This window comes from Vibrio ostreicida (genome assembly GCF_013074385.2).
GTDB lineage: Bacteria > Pseudomonadota > Gammaproteobacteria > Enterobacterales > Vibrionaceae > Vibrio > Vibrio ostreicida.
Map to the genome: position 1 here is coordinate 186,035 of NZ_JABEYA020000001.1, position 17,016 is coordinate 203,050.

The 17,016-nt window shown below is 44.1% G+C and carries 19 protein-coding genes; 10 read left to right on the forward strand and 9 right to left on the reverse strand.

The window, feature by feature from the left end:
- Positions 1-126 precede the first annotated feature (126 nt).
- The 4 genes from HLM86_RS00785 to rlmM are packed head-to-tail and all read left to right on the forward strand — an operon-like array spanning position 127 to position 3,130.
- Positions 127-1,035 carry a transcriptional regulator GcvA gene (locus HLM86_RS00785; protein ID WP_076585590.1) on the forward strand — a complete coding sequence of 303 codons (909 nt, stop codon included), beginning with the start codon at positions 127-129 and terminating at the stop codon, positions 1,033-1,035.
- Positions 1,028-1,654: an alpha/beta family hydrolase gene (locus HLM86_RS00790; protein ID WP_076585588.1), complete on the forward strand. Its 627-nt coding sequence runs from the start codon at positions 1,028-1,030 to the stop codon at positions 1,652-1,654. The genes HLM86_RS00785 and HLM86_RS00790 overlap by 8 nt, the downstream gene beginning before the upstream one ends.
- Positions 1,644-2,042, forward strand: a complete 399-nt coding sequence (locus HLM86_RS00795; protein ID WP_170882172.1) for a DUF423 domain-containing protein — start codon at positions 1,644-1,646, stop codon at positions 2,040-2,042. Before HLM86_RS00790 ends, HLM86_RS00795 begins: the two co-directional genes overlap by 11 nt.
- Positions 2,039-3,130 (forward strand): 23S rRNA (cytidine(2498)-2'-O)-methyltransferase RlmM, encoded by a 1,092-nt coding sequence (gene rlmM / locus HLM86_RS00800; protein WP_076585584.1) that lies wholly within the window; start codon positions 2,039-2,041, stop codon positions 3,128-3,130. The genes HLM86_RS00795 and rlmM overlap by 4 nt, the downstream gene beginning before the upstream one ends.
- Before the next feature lie 85 nt (positions 3,131-3,215).
- On the opposite strand, the gene xni is transcribed toward rlmM, so the two are convergent.
- The 5 genes from xni to HLM86_RS00825 form a co-directional block, all read right to left on the reverse strand.
- Entirely contained in the window at positions 3,216-4,001 is a 786-nt protein-coding gene (gene xni / locus HLM86_RS00805) for a flap endonuclease Xni (RefSeq protein ID WP_170882171.1), read from the reverse strand.
- A gap of 68 nt (positions 4,002-4,069) precedes the next feature.
- The gene (gene ppnN / locus HLM86_RS00810) at positions 4,070-5,434 is read right to left on the reverse strand and encodes a nucleotide 5'-monophosphate nucleosidase PpnN (RefSeq protein ID WP_170882170.1); all 1,365 of its coding nucleotides are present in this window, start codon (positions 5,432-5,434) and stop codon (positions 4,070-4,072) included.
- 198 nt (positions 5,435-5,632) lie between these two features.
- A complete protein-coding gene (locus HLM86_RS00815; protein ID WP_170882169.1) occupies positions 5,633-7,198 on the reverse strand; it encodes a GGDEF domain-containing protein in 1,566 nt (521 codons plus the stop codon).
- Between the two features lie 111 nt (positions 7,199-7,309).
- Entirely contained in the window at positions 7,310-9,580 is a 2,271-nt protein-coding gene (locus tag HLM86_RS00820; RefSeq protein WP_170882168.1) for a tetratricopeptide repeat protein, read from the reverse strand.
- 126 nt (positions 9,581-9,706) lie between these two features.
- Entirely contained in the window at positions 9,707-10,117 is a 411-nt protein-coding gene (locus HLM86_RS00825; protein WP_076585571.1) for a hypothetical protein, read from the reverse strand.
- An 89-nt stretch (positions 10,118-10,206) separates the two neighbouring features.
- On the opposite strand from HLM86_RS00825, the gene syd reads away from it, so the two are divergent.
- Together syd and HLM86_RS00835 are read left to right on the forward strand one after the other, a co-directional pair.
- The gene (gene syd / locus HLM86_RS00830; protein WP_170882167.1) at positions 10,207-10,752 is read left to right on the forward strand and encodes a SecY-interacting protein; all 546 of its coding nucleotides are present in this window, start codon (positions 10,207-10,209) and stop codon (positions 10,750-10,752) included.
- Positions 10,753-10,754: 2 nt separating this feature from the next.
- Positions 10,755-11,531, forward strand: a complete 777-nt coding sequence (locus HLM86_RS00835; protein WP_076585566.1) for a Zn-ribbon-containing protein — start codon at positions 10,755-10,757, stop codon at positions 11,529-11,531.
- 33 nt (positions 11,532-11,564) lie between these two features.
- On the opposite strand, the gene HLM86_RS00840 is transcribed toward HLM86_RS00835, so the two are convergent.
- Genes HLM86_RS00840 through HLM86_RS00855 form a run of 4 tightly spaced genes read right to left on the reverse strand, consistent with a single transcriptional unit; the run spans position 11,565 to position 13,935 of the window.
- Positions 11,565-11,738 carry a DUF2897 family protein gene (locus HLM86_RS00840; RefSeq protein ID WP_076585564.1) on the reverse strand — a complete coding sequence of 58 codons (174 nt, stop codon included), beginning with the start codon at positions 11,736-11,738 and terminating at the stop codon, positions 11,565-11,567.
- Positions 11,738-12,421 carry a M15 family metallopeptidase gene (locus tag HLM86_RS00845; RefSeq protein ID WP_170882241.1) on the reverse strand — a complete coding sequence of 228 codons (684 nt, stop codon included), beginning with the start codon at positions 12,419-12,421 and terminating at the stop codon, positions 11,738-11,740. The genes HLM86_RS00840 and HLM86_RS00845 overlap by 1 nt, the downstream gene beginning before the upstream one ends.
- Before the next feature lie 2 nt (positions 12,422-12,423).
- The gene (gene dapE / locus HLM86_RS00850) at positions 12,424-13,557 is read right to left on the reverse strand and encodes a succinyl-diaminopimelate desuccinylase (RefSeq protein ID WP_170882166.1); all 1,134 of its coding nucleotides are present in this window, start codon (positions 13,555-13,557) and stop codon (positions 12,424-12,426) included.
- A 30-nt stretch (positions 13,558-13,587) separates the two neighbouring features.
- Positions 13,588-13,935 (reverse strand): ArsC family reductase, encoded by a 348-nt coding sequence (locus HLM86_RS00855; RefSeq protein ID WP_076585558.1) that lies wholly within the window; start codon positions 13,933-13,935, stop codon positions 13,588-13,590.
- 211 nt (positions 13,936-14,146) lie between these two features.
- On the opposite strand from HLM86_RS00855, the gene HLM86_RS00860 reads away from it, so the two are divergent.
- The 4 genes from HLM86_RS00860 (at position 14,147) to HLM86_RS00875 (ending at position 16,845) form a co-directional block, all read left to right on the forward strand.
- Positions 14,147-14,434: a helix-turn-helix domain-containing protein gene (locus HLM86_RS00860; RefSeq protein WP_170882165.1), complete on the forward strand. Its 288-nt coding sequence runs from the start codon at positions 14,147-14,149 to the stop codon at positions 14,432-14,434.
- 276 nt (positions 14,435-14,710) lie between these two features.
- Positions 14,711-15,226 carry a hypothetical protein gene (locus HLM86_RS00865; protein ID WP_076585554.1) on the forward strand — a complete coding sequence of 172 codons (516 nt, stop codon included), beginning with the start codon at positions 14,711-14,713 and terminating at the stop codon, positions 15,224-15,226.
- Between the two features lie 186 nt (positions 15,227-15,412).
- Positions 15,413-15,871 carry a DUF2919 domain-containing protein gene (locus HLM86_RS00870; protein WP_170882164.1) on the forward strand — a complete coding sequence of 153 codons (459 nt, stop codon included), beginning with the start codon at positions 15,413-15,415 and terminating at the stop codon, positions 15,869-15,871.
- Positions 15,872-15,942: 71 nt separating this feature from the next.
- The gene (locus HLM86_RS00875; RefSeq protein WP_170882163.1) at positions 15,943-16,845 is read left to right on the forward strand and encodes a Dyp-type peroxidase; all 903 of its coding nucleotides are present in this window, start codon (positions 15,943-15,945) and stop codon (positions 16,843-16,845) included.
- Positions 16,846-17,016 lie beyond the last annotated feature (171 nt).

A 17,016-nucleotide genomic window follows, 5' to 3' on the forward strand; every position in this document is an offset into this window, starting at 1 on the left:
CGAAGAGAATCAAGCCGTTCAGGCTCTTGCTGCGATAGGGAATATAGAATTTCTCTGGCCGTCAGGCAATGGACATTTTATAATGTTTCAGATTAAAAAAACTAATCCACTTTATGGAAGAGCGCTATGTCTAGAAGATTGCCACCTTTGAACTCTCTAAAAGTATTTGAAGCCGCTGCTCGTCATTTGAGTTTCACTCGATCAGCGGAAGAGTTATTTGTGACTCAAGCCGCAGTTAGTCACCAAATCAAAGCATTAGAAGAGTTTTTGGGCTTAAAACTATTTAGGCGACGTAATCGTTCATTGTTGTTGACTGAAGAGGGGCAAAGTTACTTTTTAGACATCAAAGATATTTTCACTGCCATTGCTGAAGCAACAGATAAAGTATTAGAGCGCAGTGAGAAAGGAGCATTGACTATTAGTTTACCGCCTAGCTTTGCGATTCAATGGCTTGTTCCTCGGCTAGCGGATTTTAATCAGCAAGAGCCGGACATTGACGTCCGAATTAAAGCGGTCGACATGGATGAAGGTTCCCTGACCGATGATGTCGATGTGGCAATTTACTATGGACGAGGCAATTGGCCAGGAATGCGAGCAGACAAATTGTATCAGGAGTTCCTTATACCGCTGTGTTCGCCTTCGTTATTAATGAGCAATAAACCATTAGAAAGACTAACGGATCTGCAGCAGCACACGCTTTTGCATGACACTTCTAGGAAGGACTGGAAACAGTTTGTTAAACAGCATGGGGTTGAGGGGATTAACGTCAATCATGGGCCTATATTCAGTCATTCAACTATGGTGCTTCAGGCGGCGGCTCATGGTCAAGGCATCGCATTAGGCAATAATGTTTTGGCCCAGCCAGAAATCGATGCGGGTCGTTTGATCGCGCCATTTGACCAAGTATTGGTGTCTAAAAATGCTTTTTATGTTGTATGCCATGAGCAACAAGCTGACATGGGGCGGATCGCGACGTTTCGCGACTGGATGCTAGCCAAGGCGCAAAGCGAGCAAGAGGAGCTATTTGATGACTGAGTACCTGATTGATGGTGAACAAGACCATCCGACCTTTATTTTCTCCCATGGTGCAGGTGCAGGCATGGAACACAGTTTTATGTCTTCTGTGGCTAAAAGTCTGTCTCAAAAGGGAATACAAGTTGTTCGCTTTAATTTTCCTTACATGACAAAGCGTAATCAAGATGGAAAGAAACGCCCTCCCGATCGTGCGCCTAAGTTACTTGAAGCCTATAAGGCTGTCATTGATGATTTGAACTTAACTGGGCCCGTTGTCATAGGTGGTAAGTCTATGGGGGGCCGTATGGCAAGTTTACTTTCTGATCATAACAAGGTTGCTGCTGTGGCGTGTTTAGGTTTTCCGTTTCACCCACCCGGTAAGCCGGATAAATTTAAGGGCGATCATCTTGCCGTTATGTCTAAACCATGCTTGATTTTGCAAGGTGAAAGAGACACGTTTGGTCATCGAGAAGCGTTGTCAACATACCTTTTATCTGATGCGATAACCGTAGAGTTTATTCCTGATGGTGATCATAGCTTTAAGCCTAGAAAGCGTTCAGGCCATACGGAGTCTGGCAACATTGCTCTTGCTGTTGAGAGTTTAGCCAATTTCATCTTCGAGGTTTATGATGAAAAGTAAGTATTTACTAGCCTTAGGTGGCCTACTTTCCGGAGGTGCAGTGGTTTTGGGCGCTTTTGCTGCACATGGTTTAAAGCATATTCTGTCATCGGTTATGCTCGATGTTTTTGCCACGGGGGTTCAGTATCAGTTGATTCATGCACTCGCGATTTTATTGTGTGGCATCTTACTCCAGCTAAAATTGTCTCCGCGGTCACAAAAATATTTCGCCCTTGCGACAATTTGCTTTATTATCGGCATCTTTTGTTTTAGCGGCAGCCTTTATGCAATCTCTTTAACAGGACTCACTTGGTTTGGTCCCATCACCCCATTGGGAGGGATAGCTTTTGTGTTAGGTTGGGGGTTGTTCGTTTATGCATCACTACAGATTAAAGAGGTGGATCAGTGAAACAATTAATGCTCTATTGCCGCAGTGGTTTTGAGAAAGAGTGTGCGGGTGAAATACAAGATCGTGCCACTAAGCTAGAAGTGTTCGGTTTTCCTCGTCTTAAAAAGAATACGGGTTTTGTGCTTTTTGAGTGCTACCAAGAGGCCGATGCTCAGAAACTGGTTAAAGAGCTGGATTTTAAGGCGTTGATTTTTGCTCGTCAGATCTTTGCGGTCGCGACCGAAATTATCGATTTGCCGCGAGAAGACCGAATTTCCCCTATTTTGGAACAACTGTCGGCGATAGAAGGCCTGCCTCGTTGTGGTGATCTTCGCATCGAGACACCTGACACAAATGAAGCCAAAGAATTGCTTAAGTTTTGTCGAAAGTTTACCGTACCCATGCGCCAAGCTATGCGAGGGAAAGGTATCTTATTGGCGAAAGACAGTCCCAATAAGCCTGTACTGCATTTGTGCTTTGTGGCGTCAGGGCACTGCTTCATCGGTTATTCTCTACCAAACAATAACTCTCAATTTTTTATGGGGATCCCGCGTTTAAAGTTTCCCTCTGATGCTCCAAGCCGTTCAACTTTGAAGTTAGAAGAGGCGTTCCATGTATTTATACCTCGTGAAGAGTGGGATGAACGCCTCGCTTCGGGTATGTGGGGGGTTGATTTAGGGGCGTGCCCAGGTGGATGGACTTACCAGTTAGTGAAACGTTCGATGTTTGTCCATTCAGTCGACAATGGCATGATGGCGGATAGCTTGATGGAAACTGGGCAGGTGAAACATCATCAGGAAGACGGTTTTAAGTTTGAGCCTGCGCGTAAGAACATCACGTGGTTGGTCTGCGATATGATTGAAAAACCTTCCCGTGTTGCACAGTTGATGGGGGAGTGGATTATCAGCGGTTGGGCTAAGGAAGCCATTTTCAACCTCAAGCTGCCGATGAAAGGACGTTATGATGAAGTGTTAGAGGACATCGATAACCTGAAAATCTTTCTGAGTGAAAATGGTGTTAAATTTAAGCTTCAAGCCAAGCATCTTTATCATGATCGTGAAGAAATTACGGTGCATGTCCAGTGCCTCTCAAACATTTCCCCAAGATAGCATCACCAATACGCCACTGTTGTCCTGACCGATTGAGGTAGGACAATAGGGGCACGCTAGAGTGTATTCTATGGTGAAAGGGAGGTCAGGGTTTGTTTCCTCCCTTAGCATGAAAGCGCAGGTCTTGAAGATTAAAGCCAAGTTCAATATCACTTTTAAGTGCGGATATTTGTCGGCATTTCCTTGCTAAGTGGATATGCTCAGCCAGTTTTTTTCTGTATTTTATGGTCAGTGTCTCACTGGAGAATGCTTGCTCTATGGTGTCATACTGAGTCAAAATGTCTTTGGCCGCTTTTGGGCCAATACCCGGCACACCAGACAATTGGCTCGAGTTAATTCCAGTGAGTCCCCAGTAGTCAGCAAGTTGCCATGGTTGTACACCAAATTCCTTTTCAACAAATGGGGCGTCTAACCAGCGGTGCTGAAAATAATCGCGTATCTGCAGGCTTGGTGAGAGTAATTGGCAGTAACCTTTATCGGTTGATATAATTGTGACCGTTTGGTTGTGGCTGGCCACTTTCGTCGCCAATGTTGCGATAAGATCATCAGCTTCATCGCCGTCTGATAGCAAAGAGTCGATGCCGAGTTCCCACCAAGCTTGCTGAATCGTATCAAGGCCGCTAAGTAAAGGGGCTGGCATTGGTTTTCGATTTTGTTTGTATTCAGGTAAGAGTTCTGCCCGCCACCCTCTATCTTGCAAATGGTGGTCAAACACGGCGACAATGTGAGTGGGTGTGGTTTCACTAAGAATTCTATTCAGTGTTTTACCTGTTGTAGCAATGGTTCTTGGAATATCGTTGGGGTCAGGTTGTGCTGAGTGGACCCGGCGAATCAGGTTCAGAGCATCAATGATAACAAGGTGAATAGACATAGAAATCAAAAAATAAGGGCAATTAAGCCCTTATTGTATCGGATGGTTGCCAGATTACCAGTCGCTAACTAGCCGCAAGTCTTAATTTGGTAGCAAGGTTCGTAAGCGGTATTGCCCGGTAGTTTCATGCGATCCTGACTGACAAAATCTTGCAGCAACTTGTCCATCTTTTTCATGAGCGCTTCATCGCCATCTAGAACAAATGGACCATGTTGTTCAATTTCCCGTATGCCCTCTGCCTTCACATTCCCCGCGACTATCCCTGAAAATGCTCGCCTTAAGGCGGCAGCCAGATTTTCAGGTTGCTGATTAAGGTGAAGATCGAGACTTGCCATATTCTCGTGAGTGGGTTCAAATGGCAATTGGAACTCGGGGGCAATTTTCAGTGACCAATTGAAACTGTATGCATCACCAATATCTTTGCGGTGCTGGCGTACATCAGTCATTCCTTGTTTCATAGCCCTAGCGACTCTTGCTGGGTCATCAACAATAATCTGATAGTGTTTTTGAGCTTCACTACCGAGTGTATCGGCAATAAATTTATCAATTGAACGAAAATAGGCTTCACTCTCTTTCGGCCCAGTCAAAACAATGGGTAAAGGCTGACGCGCGTTATCAGGGTGCATCATAATCCCTAAAATATACAAAAGCTCCTCGGCGGTGCCCGCGCCGCCTGGAAAAATGACGATTCCGTGAGCTAACCTGACAAAGGCTTCTAGACGTTTTTCAATGTCCGGCATAATAACGAGTTCATTCACGATTGGATTAGGTGGCTCTGCGGCAATAATGGAAGGCTCGGTTAATCCTAAATAACGCTGGTCATAGTAACGTTGTTTTGCATGACCGATCGTCGCGCCTTTCATTGGCCCTTCCATGGCGCCGGGGCCACAACCAGTACAGATGTTGAGTTCCCTTAACCCTAGCTCATTACCAACTTCGCGTGTGTACTGATATTCTGTTGCATTTATGGAATGTCCCCCCCAGCAAACCACTAAGTTGGGGGTAATACCTGGAGTAATCGCGCCCGCATTTCGTAGAATGCCAAAAACCAGGTTTGTGATATGGCTAGCATTGGTTAGGTTTAAGCGTTGGCTGTCAGCGAGGTGCATATTGACATAGACGATGTCTCGCAATACAGAGAACAAATGTTCCTGAATCCCCTTGATGATATTGTCATCGACAAACGCGTGATCTGGAGCGTTACTTAACTCGAGTTTAATACCGCGTTCACGGCGTACAACATTAACATCAAAGGAACGGTATCGATCGAGCAACTCTTTGGAGTTATCGGTATGGCTACCGGAATTTAATACGGCAAGTGTGCAATTGCGGTAGAGTTGGTACAAATCACTGGCGGCGGTTTTCTTAAGGCGCTCAACTTCAAGTTGAGAAAGCAGATCCATACTACCAGCCGGACTGATATGAGTGATCATAATGACCTCCTAGACGAGAGAAGAATTTTTGTGAAACGTTATTATTGTGGGTTAATCTCTACATTGATGTCACTCAATGAAATATAAATGAATGATTAGTGACATTCTAAGTCTAGCACGTTTTTTTTAGGTTAGTATTCTAACTATTTGATATGAATGAACCTATCACGAATGATATGCCTGAATAAAGAGAAAGGGCTATTTCCAAATCAGTTGATTGGGGCCAGAATGGGAGGCCTCGTTGAGAAAACGGTTTAGGCGTTCAAGGACCCCTTCTGGCGTGTCAGAATCTTTAAAAGCGGTACTGGAGGTTGACATGGTAATTGAGAGATTTTGCTCTCTGAATTTAAACGGAAGTTTGGCCACTTTTCTTTGAATAGTTTGTATGGTGTCAAAGCAGTCATTGTCGATACTGTCAGGCATTAAGACAATAAACTCTTCACCAGAAAATCGTGCGACGGTGTCTGTGTTTTTAAACTCACTTTTAATGGTGCGTGCGATGATTTTCAGTGCCTTGTCACCCGCTGTGTAGCCAAAGCTATCGTTTATCGCTTTAAAACCATCCACATCAAGCAAAATCACTCTAAGGTTGTTTTGAGTACGAATCCAGCGACGATACTCTAGTTCAAGCCGATCGTTAAAAGCAGTACGGTTATAGATCTTCGTCAAGGGGTCGAGGAGAGCTCGTTTGGTTTGATCTTCTAAACGTCGTCGATAATCTTGGGTAACGTCAAATAAAGCCTCCAGTTGATTCTTACCAAAACTCATATGCTCTATCAACGTCTGTTCTCGTTGCTCTGCATGATGGAGGCGATCGGAAAGCGAAGAGAGTTTAGCCAGCAATGGCCTCATATCCGACTGAAGCGTTTCAACAGAGCAAGCTTGCTCGACCTTATTCTTGCTTTCAGAGACGAGCTCATTGAGCTCGCTATTGATGCTCTGACGATGTTCGAAGTAAGTCTGGCTTTGATCCACATCTTGAGAAGCTCGGTTTAATGACCGACAAAGCGACGAATTGACTTGCTCAAGAAATTTTTCTGAAGTTTGACGTTCATATTTCGTTCCCTGAATGACCAATTTCATGACCTGTAGAATTAACTCGAGTAATGAATGTGTGTTGACACCTATGAGCAATTTGGTTCGGATGTCTGCCAAAAGTTCACCTGACTCACCCTCGAAATCCAGTTCGGTTATGACATGCTGTAATTCATCAGACAGACTCAACAAAAGTGCTTTGTCAGTGGCATTAGCGATATGACTGATAGTGGTATCAGGGTTTGAAGTGATGATCTTCAAAGAACGTTCATAAATCGCCAGCAGTTGTTGAGCTGAATTTGTTGTTGGGCACCTGATTTCATCAGAGTAGTTGAGGAGGTCGCGAAGGTCCCGTTTTATTTTTGCAGGGAGCCCAGTGACGCGGAGCAAAGCTTCACCGCTATTCTTGACCTGTGAATTTAATTGTTCCGTTTGTGTTGCTAAAGCGAGACATTGTTGTTTAAGTAAGCGTTCAAGAACGGCAAATTGAGGAATAAGAGCACTGACATCTTTTTGTTGTTCTAGTGCTTGTCTAAGTTCGCTGAGGCCTGAGTTGAGTCTTGGGTTTTCTCCCATACAAGCTTCGCTGAGTGAGGCAAGGATGCGCTTCAGTACTTTTTGTTCTCGATTAAATTTGAACGAAGTATCTCTTTGTGCCAATCGAACTTGTTCCAATTGAGACTTGAGGTTTTGTAACTGCAACTGAATATCTTGCCCAAGGACGCCCATGAAAATATAAACTCAGTGTTGGTAAAGCCAAACCAGACCTTATTTAGTAATCTGAAGATGATATCAAATTAAAAGGTGCCGTCACGCTAAAACAATGTATTTGGGTGGTTTTTAATCACCTTTTAACAATTTTTTGATGCTTTCCTCATTTTGATATGAAGAGTGTACTTTTATGAGGCCCTGACCAATAGAGTGCTGACAGGCTTGGCGTATATTATTGGTCGCTAAACTTGCGGCTGGTGCGTTTTCTATCGCTTTAAGATACACCCACTGGCTAGATTGTTCTTTGATGCTGAGAGTTCTTGCCGTACTGGTCGACATCAGCAAAATATCAAGAAGCTCCTTGTCATTGATTGCAGTGTAAGCTCGGGGGAGAAACGGATAGTCGGCTATGCCCATGCGAATGATATTGCTTAAAGAGTGTTTTTCGGCAAATTCATTGACCCATTCCTGAGTTTTGAGAAATATTTGCTCTGGAGCATCTGCATCTTCGCTATTGGGCTCGATATAAAGTAAGTTCGCGTCTGAAAAGTGGTAAATTCGGGCGGGGCTTTGAATCTTTTCTTTCAAAAATAGGCCAAATGATTTTTCCAGTTTAAGTCCCTCTGAGTAGCCGTGTTGAAGGTACATGTTACGTAAGAACGGCACGTCAATCATCACAAAGCGAAGCCTATCGTTAAGTGGTTCGTGGATTAATTCACCTACATGCCACTTTTCAAATGTGTGGCTACTGGCTTCCAAAGAGGCTGGAAGTTTGGCGTTGAGCATACGCAGGTTTTTCAGCCCTGAACGGGAATGGGTGTAAATATTGTCGTTCAGTTCATCAATCTGATCTTTTTGCACGCTCATAATGTGTCCGCGGCGTAGAAGGAACATAAACAACAGTGCGCTGGTAATGAATAAGGTAAACGAAATTTTCTGATACTTATGGTACTCATTTTCGATGTGTTGCAGAGTTTCTCGTTGGCCGACTAAATGCAAAGTTTTTTCGACGATATTTTTTTGTTGTCGGAAATCGTCTTCATTGATGAGGTTAAGTTCTTGCTGCTGGATTGTAGCCAAGGCATTGTATTGCTGAAGGTAGTGCAATGCTGTTTTATAATTACCAAGAAGTTCATACCCATGAGTGAGCATTTTATAAGCATTCTTTTCAATGGAAATATTTTTTATCTCAAGGGCTATGTTGAGCGCTTCGGTTGCTTTCGCGATAACCTCTTTTGGGTGCCTTTGATGAGAGGCTAACCCGGCCTCTAGTATGAGCGCCTGTGCTTTAAGCTTGGGTATAGTGACATACTCCAGAAGTTCTTCAGCCCGTTGTAAATATTGTTCAGCAAGTGGAAAGTTCACCAGTTGCAAATAGGTTTTTGCCAGTGATAAGCGAATATCGATAACATTATTGATGTTGTTCTGTGCTCGCTCGTGATCAATGGCATTAAAGTAGTGTACTAATGCTAAGTTGTAGCGGCCTTGGCGATAGTAGATATCACCCATACGTTTTAGAATGGGTGGCAGTAGGGGAGAGTGGTCATAATTATCATAAAAGTCAGCCGCTTGAGATAGGTGGTCGGTTGCTTTGTCCAATACGCGTCGCTCGTAAAATAGTTGACCCAATAAGCGGTTGACTTCAGCAAGCTGCAACCCCGAAGTATCCTCGATCGCTCCCCAGTAACTGGTCAGTAGTTCAGAGAGGGCTTTGTTATAGACTTTGTGTGCCAAATAATGTTGACCTAAAGTAATGTGGTAGGCAATGGTAATGTGCTTGTTATTGGATTCTTCGACATAGGTTTCTACCTCTTGGTATCGCTGTTCAGCCCGCGCAATATCGCCGGTTGCTGAAGCAATGTCTCCTTTGAGCATGGTCAACTGGTAATTGACGTTGTTTGCTAACTTTTCAGGCGTTTGGATGGCGGAGTAAGATTTTTCAAAGGCACTTAACGCTTTCTCTGCGACAACGGCATTGCCATCAATCTTCCAGCGTAGCCTAATATCCAGTAATTGGAGTTCAAGGCGAAGATACGGTAGTTGGTAAGTGTTAGTGAGAGTCTTTGCCTCATTGAGGTGCTTGAGGGCTGCGGAGGGGTTATCGAGGTTAAACTCCGCACGCGCGAGAATTTTTAGAGCATCAATGGTGGAGCCTGGAGTCCGCACACGGCTATCGGATTCATCGTGTGACATAGCCGATGGACTTTGTTCCGGTTTATCGGTTAACTCTCGCTGATTAAGATAACTCGTGGTTAACTGTTTGGATTGTTGGGGTACGATATCGACTAAAGTGCTGGCTTCGTTGAGGATAGCCGATGAATAAACGGTGGATGCCACAATATCGAGTGGCAGAACGAGAACAAGTAATCCGAACAGCAGCTTCCAGCGAATAATATGCATCCTTTCCTTTAATCCTTATTGGTGAGCCATACGTTTGTGACGAGGTGGTTGTGTTTGTTCCGTGGAACGATAGGGGCAGATATCCAGCCCACTATGACCGAGGTAACGTGTTTAAACCGTCCGGGTTTACGGATGGCAGCAGATAATCTCTGCGAAAATACGGTCATCATATTGTTCATGACATTCATTGTGCTCATAAAATGATACCAAATATCGTAGCAGAGCTTCTCGATTGATTTTTTGACCTTGATATGAGATCTCGACACTTCCCCTGTCAGGCCCATTGGTGATTAAACCGCGGGATTTAAGTAAATGGTTGCGTAAGCTTTCCTGTACTCTTTCTTCATTGGTTGCCCCCTCAAATAAAGACGTACTCAATACATAGCGGCTAATGTCAATGTCCTTAATATTGAGGGTGGTACGGTCAAGGTTTCGTGGTACTGATTGTAAAAGAGATGAGTCATAAACATTCACGTTCGCTGCGTCTTGGCTGACTGTTAAGCTTGCCAGTTCATCTACGTTCGAATATTTGCTCATACTTTGCTTTTATTTGAATTAGAATGTCGGGAATTTTACGCAATCTTATCGTTAAAAGCGAACATTCGAATATTTTATTGGAGAAGCTAATGGCTGATACTGCCTTGCAAGCGTTATACTCGTTCAGTGAAAAGTACCGTCAGGAACACCTTGAAAAATTGGGGCACCTGCCAAGAGCTGAGGAATTGGTTGGTCTTGCCTCGCCCTGTGTTGAATCAACTCAAGATGGTTTTGTCGAGTGGAAGGCTTATGTCCGAGAGCATTTGGCGGATTTTAGTAACGCAGAAAACGGCATTGATCTTACCTTACATGACGATATTAAAACCTTCTATGGGAGTCAATATAGCGCCGATATGAATGCTAGTTGGCAGGGCAATACACTCACACTGCTGCAGGTTTGGAGTGATGAAGATTTTGTTCGGTTGCAAGAAAATATGCTAGGTCATTTGGTCACGCAGCGTCGATTAAAGCTCAAACCCACAGTGTTTATTGGTACGACTGATGCAGAACTTGATGTCATATCAATTTGTAACCTCACTGGGCATATCATTCTTGAGCGTTTGGGAACCGATAAACGTGATCAACTCGCAGAGAATATTTCTGAATTTTTAAGCCAATTGGAGCCTTTAGTATAACTATGTACGTTATAGAACTTCAGTTTGAGTGCTTTGATAATACGACCATTTCTGCTGTAGATAAGGCGATAAATGGCTTAATGGACGCTTGGCGCTACAATGGTCAGGTACTGGGGCGGGAATTTCCAATTGTGATGGGCGATGGCGAATTTTTTGTTCGAGTTGTTTGCCCCGAAGAAGACAGTCTACACCCTCGCTATCATTCTGATTTCGCCAAGCTATGTTTAGGCCGATTGTCTGACGCCAGCTTGCTGGCACCTAAGATGCGTTTGCTGGGACGTGATCTTAACTCAGAGCAAGCGGCTGAGGAGGAGCGACCGGAGTGGCAAGTGTTATATACGACCTACGTTCACACATGCTCTCCTCTTCGTAGTGGCGACACTTTGTTACCCATCCCATTGTATCGCAATTCTCCAACATTGAATGGTGATCACAAGGCGGTAGTGAAATGGCAAACGGAGTGGCAAGCTTGTGATGAAATTCAGATGGCGGGTGGTTGTCGGGCGGAGCATGCGGCACTGCACGAAATTTGTGATGTTGACAGCGTTTTGTTTAAACGTGGTTGGGAATTACGCGGTCGCATTGAATACCTGACTAAGGTGCCTACGTACTACTATCAATACCGTATAGGGGGCAAGAGCCTTGACGATGAGAAGGCACGCCTATGCCCCAAATGTCAGGGCGTTTGGCGACTAGAAGAGCCTTTGCACGATATTTTCCATTTTAAATGTGATGATTGTCGGATCGTGTCAAATCTCTCTTGGGATCACCTAAAGTGACATTTCGATGTGTCATCAAAGCTCGGACCCAGCTTAGGAAGGGTCCGTATGGTTATCTTGGTCGTGATTATCCCTATCTTGTGGATTCTTTTTCTCGTCGGTCTGGCCAAATTTCATCTTAGCGGTGTACTTTAATGCCATGATATTACCGATAATCACGCTGAGCACGATAACGATAATGACCCAAGGATTGGTGAGTAACTCCATTACGGCACCTGCTGTTCAATATTGTTGATAAACTGAGTGTAGATCTTTTTCAGGTCAACTAACACGATGTCCTTGCCCAAAAAAGATGCTGATTGCAGTTGTTGCTTGAGAACTTTAATTGTGAGTAACTGAATGCAGGACTTAGCGGTAGCTGCATGGCTGATGTGCCAAGGTTCCGGGGATACACCACCTTGGTCTTTTGCATAAGGGAAAAAGAAACCGAACATGTTGACATGGTTACTCAGCCATTGATAAAAGTTACTTTGGTGGCCACTGTGGTACTCCCATGGTTCCAATTTAAGTTGCTTTTCCTTGGGAAGGCTATAACGATCAAAAACATCGAAATCAGTCCCCCAATGATGGCGGCTTGCTCCCGGTAGTGCCGACCAACGTAAAATCGCCGACACTTTTTGTGTATCAGAAAGCAAGGTAGGGTTCAGTCGATGGGCTTCACTATCTAAAATAGCACTGCGGCCAGACATCTTGTTGTCCCAAATGGTGCGTTGGCGTTCAAAGTCGCGAAAGCCACTTGCGATGTTGAGATTAAACCCAGCCTCAGCAGCCGATTGCTTGAGAGCCAACAAGTCTTCAGACACATTCGGGTGCACCAAAAAGCTTTTCTGACCGACCATGGTTTCCACTAGGTGCGTCGTGACTTGCCCGGTGAGTTGTTCAGGTGACATGATCACGTGAATAAATGTTCCAAGGTTTTCTGATACATGTCGGTAAGTTTCTCCAAATCGTCAATATTGACGCATTCGTTGACTTTGTGGATGGTCGCATTTACAGGACCTAACTCAACCACTTGCCCGCCCATGCGTGCGATAAAGCGACCGTCGGAAGTACCACCTGTGGTCAAAAGTTCTGGTTTGGTTTGATTGACTTTATCGACAGCGTCTACGACGGCATCCAATAATCTGCCCGTATCGGTAAGGAAGGGATCCCCATTGAAAGTCCACTTCAAGTCGTAGTCTAGTTGATATTTTTTCAGTATTTCATTTACTTGAGAGACGATCTTGTCATTGCTCAGTTCTGTGCTGTATCGCAGGTTAAATTGGATATTGAATTCACCCGGTATGACATTGGATGCGCCCGTTCCCGCCTGCACGTTTGGGATCTGAAAACTGGTTGGTGGGAAATACTCATTACCCTTATCCCACTCAGTGGTCGCTAATTCGTTTAGAGCAAGCAGAGATTGGTGTACTGGATTTTTAGCGAGGTGGGGATAGGCCACGTGGCCTTGAATACCTTTTATGATTAAATCGCCAGTGATTGAACCACGTCTGCCATTTTTCACCACATCGCCCACGACGGTGGTACTGGACGGTTCACCAACGATACACATATCAATGTTTTCGCCGCGTTCCATCAAAGCTTCAACAACGCGAACCGTTCCATTGATAAAAGGGCCTTCTTCATCAGAAGTGATTAAAAAGCCAATCGAACCATGATGGTTCGGGTGAGTGTGAATAAACTGTTCTACCGCTACGAGCATACTGGCTAGTGAACCTTTCATATCGGCTGCACCGCGACCATGTAAAAAACCATCTTGAACGGTCGGCTCAAAAGGAGGAGTGTCCCATTGTTCAATGTTTCCCGCGGGGACCACATCTGTGTGGCCTGCAAAAGCAAAAAGCGGGGCCTCATTCCCACGACGTGCCCAAAAGTTGGTCGTATCTTCGAATATCATTACTTCAATATTAAAACCAAGAACCTTGAGCCGTTCGATCATCATGGATTGGCAGCCTGCATCTTCTGGAGTGACGGATTGGCGGCTGATGAGGTCTTTTGCGAGAGCCAGTGTCGGGCTATCAGTCATTGTGATGTTCCTTGTTGCTTTGCGGAGTCTCTAAGCAAAAATGTCAGAGTATTGTTCAGCTTTGAAGCCAATATGGTGGTCTTGCCCTGCAACCAAAATGGGCCGTTTGATCATGGCTGGCTGTTCTACGAGCAATTTAATCGCGTTGATTTCATTAAGGGTGTCTTTTTGCTCTTGGCTCAACTGACGGAAGGTGGTTCCGCGTTTGTTTATGACTTGTTCCCAACCCAATTGTTGAAAAAAAGTCTCAATCATCGTTTCGTTCACGCCTTGCTTTCGATAATCATGAAACTCGTATTGTACGCCTTTGGCATCAAGCCATTTTTTTGCTTTTTTAATCGTGTCGCAGTTGGGGATGCCATACATGGTGATTGTCATAGTGAAACCTTTACAGAGACGTTAGTTATTTTTTATTTGGCCCCTTGCATCCTAGCAGGAAGTAAGAGCAGAGACAAAAAGTGCTGTATTCGAAGCTTCTCAACTAAAAAATCAACGTCTGAACGGGAAGATATGTGGACATATTGATTGAGCTCAATACTCGGTTAGATAAAACAGAAATAATAAGGTCAGATAGATAAAGGAGGTATGAATGGAACTGAGTTGTGCTTTTGCCAAACGCTTATATTTGGCGCTGCTTGTACAAAGCCTTGATAGACCAAATGTGCCTACACTCATCGAAAAAACGGGTTGGCCTCGAAGGACGATTCAAGATGTTATTAAATCACTACCGAGTATTGGGATTGAGCTGATATTCGTGCAGGATGGTCGAAGACATAATGATGGTTACTACCAGCTGTCAAACTGGGGGCCGTATGATGAAAAATGGTTACGCGATAAAGAAACGGATATCGTTGCTAGTTTAGTGGCGAGAGGGTAATAGGATTGTGATACGTTGACTTCCCCATGAGCACGCCACATTTAAGTCTGAAGTGTCTTAGTACGTATACTATTATTAACGGTAAGGCCGTTATAGAATTTTTAAACTGCGTACAGGCTGACTCTACTCACTTTTACCGAGTGATTGGGTGGAGTCTGCTAGCCAGATAGAGTTGGCGTCCAGATAGACAAGCAGTCGTAACATTGTGGAGGGAAATAAGTGATGGGATTTTTTTCATTCTTGCGTAGGTCCAACAGAAGAACTCCGAATAACATAGTGGATGAGTATGTTGTTCGGAGTTTAATTGATAAACATTGGTCATGCCGTTCCTTTCAAAAGGGAGCGTTACGCGGCACGGCGTTGTACAAAGGAATCGTTTATCGCGGCGATCCAGGGTGGGCCAATAATGGAATGCAGTTCTTTTTCGAAAATGGCTTTACTCAGCAGAATGAACAAAATGTTGACTGGGAAAAGTTTTCGGGTCGATTTGCTGGTGGTCATACAGGAAAAGTGGGTATTTCTACGACGACTGATTACGATTACGCGGCGAATTGGGCACCCACTGACGTCTATGTCATTGACTTAAGTCGACACCCTTTTGCCTATGATGTTAATCGAAGTGCTCAGCGATCACCCAATCCCGTTGACCGATATCATGTTGAGCCAGTTCAATGTGAAATTAATGTGGCTAACTGGGTCAATGCAGAAATGATATTTGGTCATTATAATAGAAACACGCGTGTCTTTACCAAAAATCCGAGATATGAGGGCGCGTTGGTACTTGGTGTATAGCGCTTTCTTAAGGTTCGGATGACTAGGGTTTGCTTGGTCAAAGACATTGAGTCGAGACAATCTCATGACGGTCTACTAAGTTAACACGGGCTTGCTCAAGCTGCTTTGAAACGATTGATTTACAGATAGTATTTTTTCTATATTGCTTTACATTGAACTGAACTTAATCGATGTCTAGAGAATGCGGTGAGATACGCGATAGAGCAATATGATAAACATGGCTTTCTTAAAGCCCCGAAATGTTTACTGCTTGGCTGGTTATTTATGGCGAAAGCTTGGGTGGTATTTGTTGTCGCAGGGCTAAGTAGGTCGACCGGAAATACGATTATAAATATTATTTATCCCGATTATTCAATGCTATACCTTGGTTTAGCGATGGGCCTGCCTAGCGTTGTTTTGATGTGGATGATCAGTATGCGCAGCCCCGAAAGAAAATGGTTAGTCCGTATTTTTAGTTGGGGGAAATGGATAACGTTATCCATTGCAGCGGCGCAGCTCAGTCAAACTCTATATCATGTGTACCTTCATCATGGTGCTTTCAGTTGGCCAAACGCCCTAACACTTCTGTTAATATTGTGGTTTATGATGTATATCTACACGAGCCGTAGTGTTCGAGACTGTTTTAATTCAACGTCTCTGAGCTAATGTGCTTGAAATACCGTTATAAAACAAGAAACCAATATGCTGAGCAACCCGTCAAGTATGAGGACATAGCAATGATCACCCCTCAAAGTGCAATTATTCCGGAGTCTGGGCCTTTTGCTCAGTACACGCTACTAAAAGTATCACAAAACAGGGCTGCTGTTCTTGAGCAGTTAAAGCGTTTACCTCAACTTGTTGAAGACATTAATCAACGCCACCCTGACGCAGGTATGAAGTTGTCTATCGCTTTTACTCTTTCATTTTGGAAACACCTTGGGGGGAACGTACCTCCCGAATTGATCGCATTTCCACCGTTGGGAGAGGGCGATACCCAAGCTCTTGCTTCTGATGCTGATGTGCTGATCCACTGTCATTCGAATCGGCACGACCTCCATTTTTATGTCTTGAGTCAATTACTAGAAAAGACCGCTGATTATCTGAATGTTATTGATGAAACCTATGGTTACCGTTATTTAGATTCGCGTGATATGACAGGGTTCGTTGATGGAACCGAAAACCCCAAAGGCGATCAACGCCAGCAAGTTGCCATTGTTCCTCAAGGGGAATTTTCGGGAGGTAGCTATGTAATGGTGCAGCGTTTTGTGCATAATTTACCTCCTTGGAATAGGCTGAATGTTTCCGCTCAGGAGAAGGTAATAGGGCGGACGAAAACGGATTCAATCGAATTGAGTAATGTGCCTTCAGTGTCGCATGTTGGACGAGTTGATATAAAAGAAGAAGGTAAAGGTCTAAAAATTGTTCGACATAGTTTGCCTTATGGCAACGTAACTGGTGAACATGGCCTTTTGTTTATTGCTTACTGTAACACACTGCATAATTTTAAAGTTATGCTGGAGAGTATGTATGGTATGACGGATGGAAAAACTGATCACATGTTGCGTTTTACCAAAGCCGTTACAGGCGCCTATCTATTTGCCCCCTCTGTTGACATGCTACAACAATTAACTCTCAAATAAGATGAGTCGCTAAGTCAATTTCTTCACTTTTGTTGTTGACCGAGCCAGTCGCTCGGTTTTCCCCCAAGCTGATGTCCTTATCAGCGTAGCATCCAAGCTAGATGTTTTAGCGAACATCAACATTTTAAAATCAAAGAGCAATATACACTAAAGAAATTCACTTTGAGCCGA